At 67.4% G+C, this 14,898-nt stretch carries 12 protein-coding genes and 1 pseudogene; 6 read left to right on the forward strand and 7 right to left on the reverse strand.

Annotation, left to right across the window (positions count from 1 at the left end; translation table 11 throughout):
* Positions 1-41: 41 nt before the first annotated feature.
* Positions 42-1,223 carry a zinc-dependent alcohol dehydrogenase gene (locus BJF86_RS01785; RefSeq protein ID WP_075816728.1) on the forward strand — a complete coding sequence of 394 codons (1,182 nt, stop codon included), beginning with the start codon at positions 42-44 and terminating at the stop codon, positions 1,221-1,223.
* Here the strand turns inward: BJF86_RS01785 and BJF86_RS01790 are convergent.
* From BJF86_RS01790 to BJF86_RS01820, 7 genes and pseudogenes are all read right to left on the reverse strand, one after another.
* Positions 1,213-2,103 (reverse strand): SDR family NAD(P)-dependent oxidoreductase, encoded by an 891-nt coding sequence (locus tag BJF86_RS01790; protein ID WP_187345582.1) that lies wholly within the window; start codon positions 2,101-2,103, stop codon positions 1,213-1,215. The genes BJF86_RS01785 and BJF86_RS01790 overlap by 11 nt on opposite strands.
* A gap of 17 nt (positions 2,104-2,120) precedes the next feature.
* Positions 2,121-2,213, reverse strand: a pseudogene (locus tag BJF86_RS18520) (hypothetical protein); the annotation flags it as partial.
* Between the two features lie 97 nt (positions 2,214-2,310).
* A complete protein-coding gene (locus tag BJF86_RS01795) occupies positions 2,311-2,562 on the reverse strand; it encodes a hypothetical protein (protein ID WP_143553632.1) in 252 nt (83 codons plus the stop codon).
* A 252-nt stretch (positions 2,563-2,814) separates the two neighbouring features.
* Complete coding sequence (locus tag BJF86_RS01800) at positions 2,815-3,762, reverse strand: Lsr2 dimerization domain-containing protein (protein WP_075816729.1); 948 nt, start codon at positions 3,760-3,762, stop codon at positions 2,815-2,817.
* A gap of 81 nt (positions 3,763-3,843) precedes the next feature.
* Positions 3,844-4,389 carry a MazG-like family protein gene (locus BJF86_RS01805; RefSeq protein ID WP_158068344.1) on the reverse strand — a complete coding sequence of 182 codons (546 nt, stop codon included), beginning with the start codon at positions 4,387-4,389 and terminating at the stop codon, positions 3,844-3,846.
* Positions 4,390-4,407: 18 nt separating this feature from the next.
* Positions 4,408-5,322, reverse strand: coding sequence for an HNH endonuclease (locus BJF86_RS01815; protein WP_075816730.1), 915 nt, complete (start codon positions 5,320-5,322; stop codon positions 4,408-4,410).
* Between the two features lie 98 nt (positions 5,323-5,420).
* The gene (locus BJF86_RS01820; RefSeq protein WP_075816731.1) at positions 5,421-7,295 is read right to left on the reverse strand and encodes a DUF2075 domain-containing protein; all 1,875 of its coding nucleotides are present in this window, start codon (positions 7,293-7,295) and stop codon (positions 5,421-5,423) included.
* Between the two features lie 838 nt (positions 7,296-8,133).
* Between BJF86_RS01820 and BJF86_RS01825 the strand changes: the two genes are divergently transcribed.
* The 5 genes from BJF86_RS01825 to BJF86_RS01840 all read left to right on the forward strand — a co-directional run bounded on the left by BJF86_RS01825 (position 8,134) and on the right by BJF86_RS01840 (position 14,720).
* Positions 8,134-11,856 (forward strand): P-loop NTPase fold protein, encoded by a 3,723-nt coding sequence (locus BJF86_RS01825; protein WP_075816732.1) that lies wholly within the window; start codon positions 8,134-8,136, stop codon positions 11,854-11,856.
* Between the two features lie 296 nt (positions 11,857-12,152).
* Positions 12,153-12,323 carry a hypothetical protein gene (locus BJF86_RS17790; RefSeq protein WP_158068345.1) on the forward strand — a complete coding sequence of 57 codons (171 nt, stop codon included), beginning with the start codon at positions 12,153-12,155 and terminating at the stop codon, positions 12,321-12,323.
* Entirely contained in the window at positions 12,323-12,526 is a 204-nt protein-coding gene (locus BJF86_RS17250; protein ID WP_143553634.1) for a hypothetical protein, read from the forward strand. Before BJF86_RS17790 ends, BJF86_RS17250 begins: the two co-directional genes overlap by 1 nt.
* Positions 12,527-12,721: 195 nt before the next feature.
* Positions 12,722-13,645 (forward strand): tyrosine-type recombinase/integrase, encoded by a 924-nt coding sequence (locus tag BJF86_RS01835; RefSeq protein WP_158068346.1) that lies wholly within the window; start codon positions 12,722-12,724, stop codon positions 13,643-13,645.
* A 169-nt stretch (positions 13,646-13,814) separates the two neighbouring features.
* A complete protein-coding gene (locus BJF86_RS01840; RefSeq protein WP_143553635.1) occupies positions 13,815-14,720 on the forward strand; it encodes a hypothetical protein in 906 nt (301 codons plus the stop codon).
* Positions 14,721-14,898 lie beyond the last annotated feature (178 nt).

The following is a 14,898-nucleotide window of genomic DNA, read 5'->3' on the forward strand; positions in this document are numbered from 1 at the left end:
CTCACCGCGCGAGCGCCTCGGCGCGCTCTTAGCGTGGAGGGATGCGAGCACTCACATGGCAAGGACTCCAGGACGTCTCCGTCCGGTCAGTCCCCGACCCCGTCCTGCAGGACCCGACCGACGCGATCGTGCGCGTCACCTCGACCGCGATCTGCGGCTCCGACCTGCACCTCTACAACGTGCTGGCGGCCTACCTGCACCCCGGTGACATCCTCGGGCACGAGTTCATGGGTGTGGTCGAGCAGGTGGGCAGCGCCGTCGACACGCTGGAGGTCGGCGACAAGGTCATCGTCCCGTTCAACGTCAGCTGCGGGAAGTGCTGGATGTGCGAGCGCGGCCTCTTCGCCCAGTGCGAGACCACGCAGAACGTCGACCAGGGCACGGGTGCGAGCCTCTTCGGCTTTTCCGACCTCTACGGCGCGGTGCCCGGCGGGCAGGCCGAGATGGTCCGCGTCCCGCACGCCGACTTCGGCCCGGTGCGGGTCGACCCCGCGCTGGCCGACGAGCGCGTGCTCTACCTCACCGACATCCTGCCCACGGCGTGGCAGGGCATCGAGTATGCCGACGTCGAGGAGGGCGGCACCCTCGCCGTCATGGGTCTGGGCCCGGTCGGGCAGCTGGCCGTCCGCGCGGCCCGGCACCGTGGCCTGCGGGTCATCGGCGTCGATCGGATCCCGGAGCGCAACGCGCTGGCGGCCGAGTGGGGCGCCGAGGTCGTGGACCTGGACTCGACGAAGAACGTCGGCGACGCGATCCGTGACCTGACCGACGGGCGGGGCGCCGACGGCGTCCTCGAGGCGGTCGGCATGGAGGCACACGGCAGCCCCGTGCTCGGCGCCGCGGTGTCGGCGGCCAAGCGCCTGCCCAAGCCGCTCGCCCGGGCCGCCATCGAGACGGCCGGTGTGGACCGGCTGGCGGCGCTGCACAGCTCCATCGACGCGGTGCGCCGCGGCGGCACGGTGTCGATCAGCGGCGTCTACGGCGGCATGGCCGACCCGATGCCGATGATGGAGCTCTTCGACAAGGGCGTGCAGATGCGCATGGGGCAGTGCCACGTGCGCCGGTGGACCGACGAGCTCTACGAGCTGGTCAGCGGCCCCGACGACGTGCTCGGGCTCGAGGACCTGGCCACGCACCGGGTGCCACTGGAGCAGGCGCCGGAGATGTACAAGACGTTCAACGACAAGCAGGACAACTGCCTGAAGGTCGTGCTCACGCCGTAGGGGCCGAGCCCGGGCCGCGCTGGTTGAAACGCTCCGCGGCCCGGCGGCCCAGGGTGGTGAGCCGGCTCACCACGTCGGACCCCAGCTGCTGCGCCGCGGTCCGCCCGGTCACCGGGCGGGCCGCGTCGCGGTCTGCGGGGGCGCTGGGCAGCAGCCGCGAGGTCAGGCCCATGACGCGGATGGTGGTGGCGGGCATGAGGCCGTGCACCCGCATACCGATTGTGGCCAGCGGGGTGAGGACGACCATGGGGCGGCCGGCGAGGACCCCGTCGACCATCCGGTGCGCCGCGCGGTCGGCGTCCATCGACAGCAGGGGGAGCGAGGCGGCCGGGGCGAACCAGGCATACTCCGCGGCGCGGTCGCCGGTGAACTGCGCGTTCTCGTGCGAGCCGGTGCGCATGAGGCCGGGCACGATCGTCGTGGCGGTGACCCCGGTGCCGGCCAGCTCGCTGGCCAGGCCCTGGGTGAGGCCGGTGGCGCCGAACTTGGCGGTGGAGTAGGGCAGCAGGTGCGGCGGGGCGACGACGCCGCCGATGCTGGAGACCACGCCGAGCCTGCCGTGGCCGCGCTCGCGCATGCCGGGGAGCACCGACCAGAGCGTGTTGAGCGGGCCCATGAGCATGGTGCCGAGGGCCTGGTCGAAGTGGTGGAAGGTCATCGTCTCGGCCGGGCCGACCTGGATGATGCCGGCGACGTGGATGGCGACCTCGACCGGCCCCAGGTCGCTCTCGACCTGCGCCACCCAGGCCTGGACGGCCTCGCGGTCGGCGACGTCGCACTCGTAGGCGTGGACCCGGCCAGCGTCGGCCCCGGCCTCCTCCCGGCCCCGGACTCGGCCATCTCGGCGCCGCGCCGGGTCTCCTCGAGGTGGCGGGCGCAGACCGCGACGTCGTAGCCGCGCTCGGCGAGCTCCTGGGCGACCAGGAGCCCGAGGCCGCGGGAGCCTCCCGCGACGAGGGAGACGGGGCGGGGGGTGACAGGGGTGCTCATCACCTCAGGCTAGGAGGAGGGGAGGTATGCCGCTGGCTGAGACGGCGGGGGCCGAGTCCGACTCGGCGCCCTCCGCCCAGCGTGGTGGACGGTTCCCTCAGCTGATGATGCCGTGTCGCGTGTTCCAGGAGCGCGCGGTGGCATAGCCGTCGTAGATGGAGAACGCCCACGCAGCCAGCCACACAGGGAACAGCAGCCATCCGATGAAGGGGATCAACATGGCGATGCCGAAGAAGGCGACCGTGCACAGGATGAGGATCCCCCGGCCGACGCGCCCACCCAGCATGGTGCCCAGACCCGCGATGAGGGCGGACGCCAAGGCGTACAAGACGGGGTTACGCGATTGCACCTGCATGGGGTAGTGCATTCCGGGCGGCGGCCCCCAGGCATGCTGCTGCGCGGCGGGCGGCTGTGCTGCCGGTGACTGCGGTTGGTGTGGATTGGCCCACTGGCCCTGCGGTCCGGTTGTTTCGTCCGGTACATGTGGATATGACATTCCCCTGGTCCTCTCCAAGAATGTCCCGTCGGCGTCATGGGTTCCGACGTCGGACAAGGGAAGAGTAGCGAGGAATGTCTACGCTGGGAAGGCCTCGGCGCTGCTCTACCGCCGTGCGTCGAATGCCTCGCGGATTTCGCGTGGGATGCGCCCGCGGTCGGACACGGCATACCCGTGCTCGCGTGCCCACTGGCGCACCTCGCCGGGGCTGGCGGCACGCGCGGAGGTGAGAGGTGAGGCCTCGGTCTCGACGTGGGTCTCCTCGCCGGCGTGGGTGAGCGCGGCGGCGAGGAAGCGGTAGGTCCACTCCTGCGCCAGGGCGCGGGTCTCGCAGAAGATGATGGGGACGGTGGGGAAGCGGGCCTGGCACTCGCCGAGCGCGTCGGCGACGACGGCGGGGCGGACGCGGTCGAGCTTGAAGACCGCGGAGTAGCGGTCCTCGACGACGACGGCCGCGGTGGGCAGCGTGGAGAGGTCGGCGAGTAGGTAGCGCATCTTGCCGGTAGTCAGGGTGGAGACGAGGTCGACGAGGCTCTTGCGCTCGACCGACGCGAGCACCCGGCCGGCGACCTCGACCGCGTAGTCGCCCGCGGGGAGGCCCTCGCAGCGGGTGGTGACCTGCTGGTGGTCGAAGGACCAGGCATACCGCTCGTGGCTGTCGATGACGATCTGGAGGGTGGGGATGCCCGAGCCGCGCGCCGTGGGGAGACTGACCGCGGGGCGGGCCTGCTTGGCGGTGCGCGCGGTCTGCCAGAAGACCGCCTCGCGGCCGCGGGCTCGGGTCAGGACGAACTGCGAGCGGTTCTCGCGGCCCCGGTCGAGGACGAGGTCGATGCTGGCGCCGCGGCGCACGCACGACCGGGTCGGCACGCGTTCCACGAGGTCGGGCTCGCTCGGCCATCCGGTCGCGCGGTGGCAGTAGACCTTTCCGGTCCGCGGCCACGTCTCTTTCGCCTTGAGCACGACGCCGTCCGGCCCGAGGGGGATGCGCAACAGGTACGGCAGCCGCGAGCCGTCCTCAGGGTTGTGGGCGATGAGGAAGTCGTCCGGCACGAGGTCAGGGTATGGCGTCCCGCGTCATCGACCGGGCGCAGGCCGGTGGCCCGGCCCTTGGGGGCCGGGTGTGGGGCGGGGTCATCGCAGTCTCCACCGGACACCGGTCGCGTCGACGTCGGCGGTGGTGTCGTGCTGGTGGACCCAGGTGTGGTGTCGGGGGCAGAGCAGCGCGTAGTTAGACAGGTCCGAGGGGCCGCCGCGGGCCCAGTGCACGACGTGGTGCGCGTCGCACCAGGTCGCGGGCACGTGGCACCCGGGGAAGGTGCACCCGCCGTCGCGGTGCGCCAACGCCCGCCGCTGACCCGGCGTGACCAACCGCTTCGCCCGACCCAGGTCCAGGATCTGTCCCTTCTCGCCGACTAAGGCCGGGATGACGTCGTGCACAAGGTCGACGTTCAGGACGTCGGCCAGTCGAAGCAGATAGATCAGTACGTCTGACATCTCCTGCTGTACGTGCTCCGCCTCCGCTGTCGCCATTACAGAACGAGACTGTTCGTCAGTCATCCGCTGGAAGATCCCGAGCAGTTCGGAGGCCTCGACCGACAGCGCCGTCGCCAGGTTCCTCGGCGTGTGGAAGGGCGCCAGTTGCGATCCGCGGCGAAGGTCCTGAGCTGGACCTGCCAATGGACGATGTTCATGGCCTCAGAACAGCACGTGGTCGTTGTCGGCTGCAGCCTGGCTGGCTGCGGCCGGGGCGAGCCAGGTGCACTTGACGCGATGAGCCCGCAGCACAGCCGGATCGGGACGAGAGCTGGCATCGCTGGGGAACCGCGCCGTCTTGCCGTCCAGGTCTCGGTAGATGGGCTCTGTCACCTCCGGAGCCACCCTGACGGTTCCATCATCTTCCAAGGCCAGTAGATCGAGATCGAACAGGCGGTGGACGTCCTTCCGCAGGATCAGTCCGTTGCGCACCTCATTGGACTGCATGCCCTTGTAGGGGGAGATGTGTGCGGCGTCGAGCGCAGGTGCGAACCGGGTCCCGGTCACGGCGCACCCGGCGTATACCTCTAGGAGCGCCTTCCGAAAGGCGGTCTGTCCTTCTCTGATGGCAACCAGCTGCTGGACTAGGTCGCGTTGATCGTCGCTCAGAACGTGCAGATCGAGTCCTGCAACAACAACAGGCGTCGCGCTGTCGTCGAGGAGTTGCTCCATGACCCGTTCTGCGACGCTGCTCGAGAAGTAGGACGCGAGCACAGCCTCATCATGAGGGTTGCTCCACGACCGAGGGCCCTGCAACGGTGGGTTCTTCGTCAGACGGGAGCCGACCGCGCCCCACTTCGGGGTCTCCAGCGGAGCATCGGACATCAGCTCGAACATGAAGCGGGTCGTGTACGGGTCGCGCCCGTCGTCCCACGGCACAGAGTCGCGGCCGGTGAGCGGCCGAGCATCAGAGGTTGCCACGCCCTGCCCGATCAGCGGCCCGCCGGAGACGCGGAAGTAGACGAGGTCTCCCTCGCGGATGCGGAAGTGCTTGGGCATGTCCCACAAGCCGTCACGCCGCGCATAGTCCCAGTGCTGCCGGTACTCCTTCGCGATGGTTATGACCCAGCTGGTCATGGCTTCGCCTCGTGCTCATCACGGGGGAGGCGTGTCCAGCGGCGGAAGCCTGTCGATCCGTCGGTGTGTGGTTGTGGTCGTGAGCGGTCTTCCGCCCGCTACCTTCGGAGCAGGCTCCGGAGGAAGTCCCTGGTCTGAGGATCGGTCGAGTAGACCCAGGCGCTCTGCATGCCGCGCGTCAGGAGCACCTTGTAGACGTTGCGCACGAGCCGGTCGAAGTCGTGGTCCGACACCTTCGTGCGGTTGCGCAGGGCAGGGTCCCGGTTGCCTTCACGCACGGAGCGCCAGCGACCGTCCCGCCAGACGAGGTCCGGGCCGATGATGATCCCGGCGTGGTCGTACTCGAAGCCCTGCGCGGTGTAGATGCACCCCACCTGCCCGAAGCCGGCAGGGTCCGTCGCCCACAGCGCGGCAGCGGGCGCGCCGCCAACCGAGCGATCACCCTTGAGGTTCCACGGTCGCGACCAGTCGCCGATCTGCACGTCCTGCACAAGCGTCCCGTCCGGCTCAGGGTCCGACCACGGCCAGCAGTAGCCCGCCGCCATCCGCGCGGTGTAGCCGTCCTCCTGGCGCACGGCCAGCATGTGCTCAAGCTCCGCGGGGGAGTCAGCGACGTGCAGCTCGAACGTGCCGTCACCCTCCCAGGCGAAGGGCCCGCCGGGCGCCAGCCCGAGCAGCCGCTCGACCCACTCGACATACAACGCCGACCCGCCGCAGCGGAACTGGTCGTCGAGGTCGATCTCGTGCACGTCCATGCCCATCGACTCGGCATACTCGGCGATCGCCTGCACCGTCCCCATCTCGCCAGGCCGCACCACCTGGTTCTGGTCCAGCAGGAAGACCGGCACCCGCGCGGCGCTGAGCAGCTCGTCGAGCTGCGGCCGCCCGGTCCGGTGCTCCTTGCGGGTGAAGCGCGACTCGGACGTCTCCCGGATGCGGTGCGCCTCGTCGAGGATCAGGCACTCCAGCTCGTTCGGCTCCGCCGCCATGAAGCCGTTGAAGTAGCCGAACAGCTTGCGCACCCGCGGCGCCCGCGCGGCGGCCACCTTGCGCAGCGTCTTGGTGAACGACTGCGACCCCGTGGCGTGCATGACCCCACGCCCCTGCCGCGACAGCTCACCCATCAGGGACAGGGCGATCACGCTCTTGCCGCTACCAGGTCCCCCGACGACGACAACCGCCGTCTTGGTAGTGCCACGCCGTGCCTTCTCGACCGCGTGCAACACCAGCTCGTAGGCGTCGCGCTGCTCGTCGAGCAGGACGAACTGCTCGCGCCGCTGCACCTCGTCGGCCGCCAGGGCAAGGAGCTGTTTGGATGGCCCGACACGGCTGCTCAGCAGTTGGTCGGCGTACTCGGCGCCCGACACCCCGGGCGCGAACCGGCTCCTCAGGTAGTCGAGGAACTGGCTACGGTCCTGTCCGCTGAACATCCGTGCCGGGCGCGCGGCATCGGGGGTCGCCATGTCACGCAGGTCCGCGATGCCCAGGTTGGTCGCGTTGTGCAGGTATGCCGTGCCGGCCAGCTCGTGCTCGTCCTCGGCCAGCGTGACGACGAAGTCGGTGAGGTAGTCGCAGTAGCCCCGCACCTGCTCCAGCGGGTGAAGCACGGGGTGGTTGCCGTAGCCGTCGATACGTACCAGGACGTCGCTGTCCTCGAACCGCTCCGCCTCGCTCCACTGCTTCAGCTCGACCACAAGGTATGACGCGCGCCCGGTCTGCGGGTGCTGCCCAGCGAGGACCACGTCGGCGCGCTTGCTGGTCAGTGGCAGCTGATACTCGACGAGCATCTCGACATCGCCGAGCCCGGCGTCAATGAGATCGGCGCGCAAGCGGGGGAGACTGCGCTCCCAGGAGCGGCGCTCGGAGGGGGAGGCCGAACGACCTGTCGTGATGGCCATCTGTTCCGCGATGTACTGGGCGAGCTGCGCCTCGACGACGGACAGACCCTGCGCAGACGAGCGAAGCAAGAACACCGGCAGGACTCCCCAGGCAGCACGAAACTCGTGCGGGTGGGGGCGTGTCCGGAGAGGAAGCCCGTCGGGCCGCGTATGACGTGCTCACTGTAGATCGAAGGCACGATCCTGGGTGAGGGAGGTGGGAGAACCTAGTAGATGTCGACGGACTGTTCGCTAGCGCGACCGTTGTTCTGTGGTGCACGACGGTACGAGTCCGCACAGTCCGCGACCCCGGTGCAATGACCGCGAACGCGCAGCGCGTGATGACGGACTCAGCGAGTCCAGGGCAACGCGTCGCAAAGCCCTCGCCCAATCCTCTGGCGGCGTGAGATTGCGACTCGACGGTCACGGTTCGACCTCCCGCAGCCGTGGCGTCATTCCGCCCAGAATGACGCGGCTCGAGCTTCGGTTTCCACCCCATACCGATGCTCGGCGCAATGCACGCGAGAGGCCCCAGCGTCGAGTCTCGGACGGATGCCCGAGTCAGGGGTCAGGGACGCCGTCGACGAGCACGCCTTGGAACAGCAGGCGGCTGCGTTGCTGATTGTGCGGTCCCCGCCGAGCTTCCACTCGGGGCCGTACCTTCGCATCGGTGCGCCGATTGCGTCATCGCCGGCTAGGTCGACCCGTACAACAACCTAGGGCTCCGCAGCACCCTTCGGATGGCGACCCAGTGGAGTTCGACTAAGCCCACTACGTAGTCGTCATCCGAGTGCCGCAACCCGCATCGAAGCGGCAGGAAACGTAGTGTGGTCAAACTGACACGGCAGGGCGCCGCCGGGATTGTCGGTGGTCGCGCCTAACGTTGCCGTCCTGTCACCGAGCCGCCACCCCGAACGCCGACGGAGCGCACTGCATGTCACGAGGATCAACCGGGCACGTCCGAGTCCCGAATCTTCACCCCGACGACCTCGTCGACGACCGCGAACTCGCCGCAGCAAAAGACGATCGTCTCGCGCACGAGGGTATCGTCGACCAACTCGCCGCCCTCGCCACCACGGTCACGACGCCCTCGAACATCGCCCTCTATGGCCCATGGGGCTCGGGCAAGAGCGGCATCGCGAACCTGCTCAAGGCCAGGATCGACGGCCGTGGCGGTGTCCGCTTCGTCCGGTTCGACGCGTTCAAGTACGCGGACGTGCCGCTGAGGCGCAACTTCATCAGTGCCGTCGCCACTGAACTCAAATGCACAAAGCCGAAGTACCACGGAGACCTCTATAGCGGGCGGACCAAGACCGAGATCACGGTCCCACCAACCACCGTCCTGAAACTGCTCGGGGTGTTTGCCCTGCTTCTACTCGGGCTCACCGTCATCCTTGCTGTAGTGGTCTCAGCAGTCGCTCTCGGCCAGAGCCGCATCGGCGAGAATACCGGCTTCGGGGTCGAGTTCAAGGCGCTGTCCAAGCAGGTCGTCTTGGCAGGCCTCGCGCCCGCCACTCTGCTCGCTGCCCTGCTCGCTCTCGGGAGCAGGACATTCAGCGTCGACCGCAGCCTCGCGAAGCCAGAGAGCGACGAGCAGTTCGAGGGAATCTTCAAAGACCTCGTCTCAGACGCCGGGGCGGAACGCCTGGTCATCTTCGTGGACGAACTCGACCGCTGTTCGGCCAGCGAAGTCGTAACCACACTCGACACCATCCGGACATTCCTGGGCATCGACCGGTGCGTCTTCATCGTGGCCGCAGACCAGAACGTCCTAGAGGGCGCACTCACCCGAGCTGCCAAACAGGAAACCCCCGCCGATGACGCTAACCCCTACTACAGCACCGGCAGCGCCTATCTGGACAAAGTCTTCCAGTACCAACTCAGCCTGCCGCCACTGCTGACTCAGAGCATCAGCAAGTACGCAGCGACCCTTGTGGAGAGCCGGAAGGGCTTATGGGCAGAGGTCAACCGCGAGTATGTGCTCTCGGTCCTCATCCCCACCCACATCAGCAGTCCCCGGCGCGTGAAGCACCTGCTCAACACCTTCGCACTGACGTATCGACTCGCCCAGGAGCGCCATACAGCCGATCTTCTGGCCGACGACCCACGCAAGAACCCAGCCGCCATCGCGCGGCTCGTGTGCCTCCGTGTGGAGTTCCCACTGTTCGCTCGGCACCTCGAAGTCGATGCCAACCTTCCTGCGCTGGTGCTCCAACTCATGCGGGACCGGGACGCCGAACTGCCCGCAGGCACTACCGACCGCGCCGTCGAACTCGCCAAGTCTTACGCGCTTGAGAGCGCGGCCCCGAGCACGGTTCTTGTTGAGGACGAAGCTGACGGTGGCGATGAAGCGGAAGACCGCGCCACTGAGATCGGCAAGGCGCACAACAAGCAATTGCTCAACTATCTGAGCCGGACACGCCAGGTGCGGGGGCCGTCCCGAGACCTCATTTATTTGCAGAGCACTGGAACAGTCTTCGGGCTAGACGGTGAACTTGCGCTCGCGGTCGAGCGCGCCGCCGAAGACGCAGACATCGACACGCTGCAACGCCGCATCGACGGGCTGGAAGACTCGGAGCGAGAGGGTGTCCTGCAGGTCCTAACCAATCAGATCCGAACAGGCGTTGGGCTCGCCGGTCCCAACGCCGCACGGTCCTTTCTGCTACTGGCGGAAGTCGAACCACGCCTTCCCCTCGCGACCGTGGCGGACACCGTCGCAGAAGCAATCTGCGTTCTCGAAGACGACACCAACGACTTCCTCGACGAAGACACCGCCACCAGTGCGTGGGCACTCGCCAAGGTCGGCTCCGAGGCCAGCGCATCGGCACTGCGTCGTCGCGTCGTAGCGGCGATCACGCGCCCAGGCTTCACGACCCCAGACTTCCTATTCGCAGATGCCGCACTAGCGCTCGGGGCCGCGCCAGCGGTCGTAGCCGAGTTTCTGTCCGCCCGAGTCGTCTCCCCGGCCGGCCCCGCAACCATCAGTCGGCTCTTCCAACTCGCCGACGACGATCTCATGAAGGTCATCACCGCAATTCAGGACCGGACATCCTCCCTCGCGCGCGATGCCGCGCGCAGCCACGTCAAGTGGGTCACGGAGCAGAAGGCCGCCACGACAGCGGCCAACACGACGCCTGCCCGAAGGACCGCAGCAGCGGCGGCGGCAACCGACGAACCCGAGCCTGAGCCGTTCAACCCGAAGGTCGTGCTGGATGCCCTCGCACACGAGGCCGGGGCACGAGAAACACCCGTCCAGCACCGTGTGCTCCGCGTTCTGCTGGACTCTGACTCACAAGACGCCCGTCATGCAGCACTCCGATTGCTCGGCAGGACGGAACCCACCAGCGACCCGGACCTCGCCGCCCGCATCCTCAAGGCGACGCGAAACCGGGTCTTGGGCGACTGGCCCGACTGGCTTGCCAGCATCGTTCCGTCAACCATGACCGCCACACACATCGAGCCTCTGACGAGGCTGGTGGCAAAGGCTTGGAGCGAGAAGGCCCCCCTGGACACCACAGGGTCCGCACTCGATGCGCTCCGTCCGTTCCTTGCCGCCCTCCCCGACGGCATGGTCCCGACCTTGAACCCCGACGTGCTCGAACTCGTTGAGCCCTACGTCACGAGCAGTGAGGAGGCCACCGAGCGTCGAGACATCCTCGACCGAGCCCGGCTGTTCTCTGATGTGGGAGTGCTCAACTACGGCGAGATTCTGTCGGTCGTCGCAAACTCACTCCAAGACACACTCGCCGAATCGACCTCTCGGGTCGACACCGACGACGCGCTCTACCTCTACCTGGTCGAGAACGGTGTCGAAGCAATCCGCACCTGCGCCGACCAGCTGGACGACCAGAAAGTACTAGGACTAATCGCCGAAGCGGCGACCAGCCCATGGCTCAACGACCTAGGCCATGTCACCGTTCAGCTCGAACTCGCCAGGTCCGCGGGGCCAACCCACGTTCGCCCTGCAGACCTGCCAAGCGCAGAGACCATGGCAGACATCACCTACAACTATGAGGACGCAGCTGTGCACGCCGTCGCCCTCTGGTTCGAGCTCACCCACCCGAACCCAGAACACTTCGCAGATGTCTACGACCCTCTGCGGAGTGCTGACGTCCACTCAGCAGAACTTGTGACCGCTGCGCACATTGTCCAGCAAGAGTGGACAAGCGAGCAGCACCGCGCACTGCTCGACAAGTACCTCGCAGCAGCCGACGCGGACCTTCCCAACGACTCGGTACTGAGGACGCTGGGACTTGCAACCGCCGACGATGCCCAAGTGGCAGACCTACTGGTCTCCCGCTTCTCAGGCGCGACCAACAACACCCAGCGCCAAGCGATCGTCACCCTCTGGGGCAAAGGGAACATTCAGGACAACGCCTCACGCCGCAGGCTCTTCGAGACGGTGGTCTATGGCCTCCTTGACTTGCAAGCCAACGGCGGAAACAACGGGGCGGCAGAGATCGCGCTGAACGCCCTCGCAAACGTGGGCAAGCCGCTACCGCCACGGATCAAGGGCGCACTCGGTGAGCGAGTAAAGGCAGCAGTCACAGGCAGTAAGACCCTCGAACAGAAAGCGCTCAGCGTACTGCCCACCCTGGGCTACTCCACTTCCAGCAACTTCTTCGGCAAAGCCAAACGAGTCAACTACGAGACGTGAGGCACAAGCGTGAGAGCCCGGCTAACTGATATTAGGGCCATCTGTCGGCGGCGCATGGAGCCCGAGCCCGAGCCCGCCATCCAAGCCACAGGGATCGGTGCATCATGCCGAAGTGCGCAACCGAACCGACTCGTCGGTATTGCCCCCACGTTCCGAAGCTGGCGCGGACAAGGAGCCGCACCGTTCAGCCCGCAGGATCTGCTGCACGGATAGGTGGAGGGCTGCTCTGCCCCATACCGCCGCCTGTCGACCGGCCCCCTCGAGGAAGCGGGGGAGGCGGCGGTAGCGTCCGCACCATGGCGGAGGGGTGGAGCGTTCTTGATGACGGGCGGCTGCTCAGCGGCAGGGAAGTGCACGCGCTGCTGTCGGAGCGTGTCAACCAGTGCCAGCTGGCTACCTATCTCCAAAGCGACGCCGACCGCTTACTGGCCTTGTGTCGAATGGCACCCGAGCAATGGTCGTGCTGATGAACGGTGCCGGTGATCCCGGCGAGCACGCCGTCTCCTCCGGGGCAGTCGGATCCAGCAGCGGCTACGTCCTGGAGAACGGGCAGGAGGACACCTACGACGACGCAGACACCTTGCCGTTAGTCGCTGCTCTCGACGCCGTGCGCACCATTGTCGACACCGGTCGACCGCCCCCTGACAAGCCCTGGGAGGTCGACCGCTGAACAGCACGCGCGTCGCCCCACCGGCGCGAAGCCGGCACAGGCTCCTGCCCCCCGGCGCGGTAGCCGTGGTTGCGGCATTCCGCCGCGACCGGACGGGGTCCTGGGTTCGGCGTAGCGTCGCGGGCGTCGACAGCCTCGTCGCGCTGGCGGCGGGCACCGACTGGGCCCGGATCCAGGTCGCCGCAGGAGGCGATGATGTCCACGACCACCAGCTCCACGGCGACACTGCCGTTCCAGCCGTCCTTGATGAGCCCCGCACAACTCGCAGCAGTCTCGTTCCTGGCCCGCTACTCCGGAGCCACCCACGCCCTCCACAGGACACGACTGGCCCGCTGGTTCACCTGGTGCGAGGCCAACGGGTTGGAACCCCTGGTCGGAATACAACGAGCCCACGTCGAGCTCTACAGCCGCGACCTCGGGGACGCGGGCCTGATGGACTCCTCGGTCAACACGATCATGCACGCCGTCCGGGGCTACTTCCGGTTCGCGCACATCGACGGCACCATCACAGCCGACCCGGCCGTGTACGCCCGGCTCCCAAAGATCCAACGGGACGAGTCCCGCACCCAGGGCCTGGACCGGCTGGAGCTGATCCGCTTCCTGCAGGTCGCCCAGACCATCACCGTCCATCACGGCGCGTTGGCCTACCTGCTGGGCATCAACGCGCTGCGCGCCTCCGAGGCCGCTGCGGTTCGCATTGAGGACTACGCCGACGTGCTCCGGGGCCACCGGGTGCTGCACCTGGTCGGCAAGGCCAACAAGCCCGCCACCATGCCCCTGACAGTGCCCGTGCTGCGGGTCCTCGAAGCGTGCCGAGGAGAACGCGCGACCGGGCCACTGGTGCTGCGACCGCTGTCGGGCAAGCCGATCGACCGCCGCGATGTCTATCGGATGGTGCAGCGCATCGCGAACTTCGCACGGATCCCCCGGCACATCAGCCCACACTCGCTACGCCACGCTGCCATCACGAACGCCCTGGACGCCGGCGTGCCCCTGCGCGACGCCCAGATCCTCGCCCGTCATGCTGATCCCAGGACCACCGAGCACTACGACCGGGCCCGCGGCAACCTCGACCGCCACGGCGTCCACTTCCTCACTGCCTACGTCGCCGGTGTGTAGAGGGCCCCGGCGATGACGTCAGTTCCGCCCAGTAGGACGCCTCCTCGGATTCGCGCCGGCGAGTCTCTGGGAAGCGCCGCACGGGATCCGGGGCCTGAACCCGCGAGTTGGTGCGGCTCGCCGTGAAGAACCTAATCCTAGTTGCTCACCTGGGGTAGCCTCTCTGGTCGTGGGTCTCGATTGGGCTGGCATGTGGCACGTCGCGGGCTCTATGGCCGAGGGGACTCAGCACGAATTGCGGATCTTGATCGATCGCTGGGCCGACGCTGTAGCCGCACAACTAGACCAGGCTGGCCTTAGACGCCACGATTCGCCGCTGTTCCGGCCCTTCAGCATCCTCGTAGTGCGCGACGCCGAGAAGGTGCTCGTCGGCCTCGCGAAGCCGTCCGGAACGCCCAGCCAGTGGTGGATCGACGAGCCCGGTCAGCGCTTCGCGCCTGATGCGGCTCGAGAGTTCCTTGAAGAACAGCAAGGACTCGAGGTCACGGTGATCACTCAACTGCCTCATTCCACCAAGCAGATCGACGATCGCGTCATCGACGTCTCGGCCGCGATGCACATCGAGTCTTTGCTAGAGGGCCGAAAACTGCAGAGTTTGGGTGACCTGGCGGGGGTCGAGCACTTGAAACCGCACCTTGAGACCTTTCTCGTGGATCACCCCCGGTACGAGCGCAATGTGTTTGTGATGATGCGGTTCGCGAACACGCCGCAGCACGACGAGATCTACCAGACCGTGAGGGACGCCCTAGCGGCGCGGGGCATGACCGCGGTTCGCGCCGACGATCGGGACTACACCGGCGAACTGTGGTCGAACATCGAGGTGTACCTGCGCGGTTGCAAGTATGGCGTGGCGGTCTTCGACATCATCGAGCAACAGGACTTCAATCCCAACGTGGCTCTCGAACTCGGCTACATGATGGGCCGTGGGAAGCGCACCCTGTTGTTAAAAGATCGACGTCTGCCGGCATTACCTGCCGACGTAGTTCACCGGCTCTATCGGGAGTTCGACTCCTACGCGATCCGCGAGTCCGTCCAACGTGAAGTCGACCGCTGGATCAACGACCTCGGCCTCTAGACTCTCTGGACGGTCGGGCTGGTTTGGCTGCTTTCGAGTAGGAGGCCAAGAGCTCGGGGGGGGGGGGGCGTGGCCATGGCGCCAAGTGGGCGCATCGCACCACTCGCAACCGGACCAGGTGTCGCGACGGCGTCATTTCGCCGCATTCGGGCGCGTCGGACAGCCCGGAACGGGCCAC

This window comes from Serinicoccus sp. CNJ-927 (genome assembly GCF_001942435.1).
Lineage (GTDB): Bacteria > Actinomycetota > Actinomycetes > Actinomycetales > Dermatophilaceae > Ornithinicoccus > Ornithinicoccus marinus.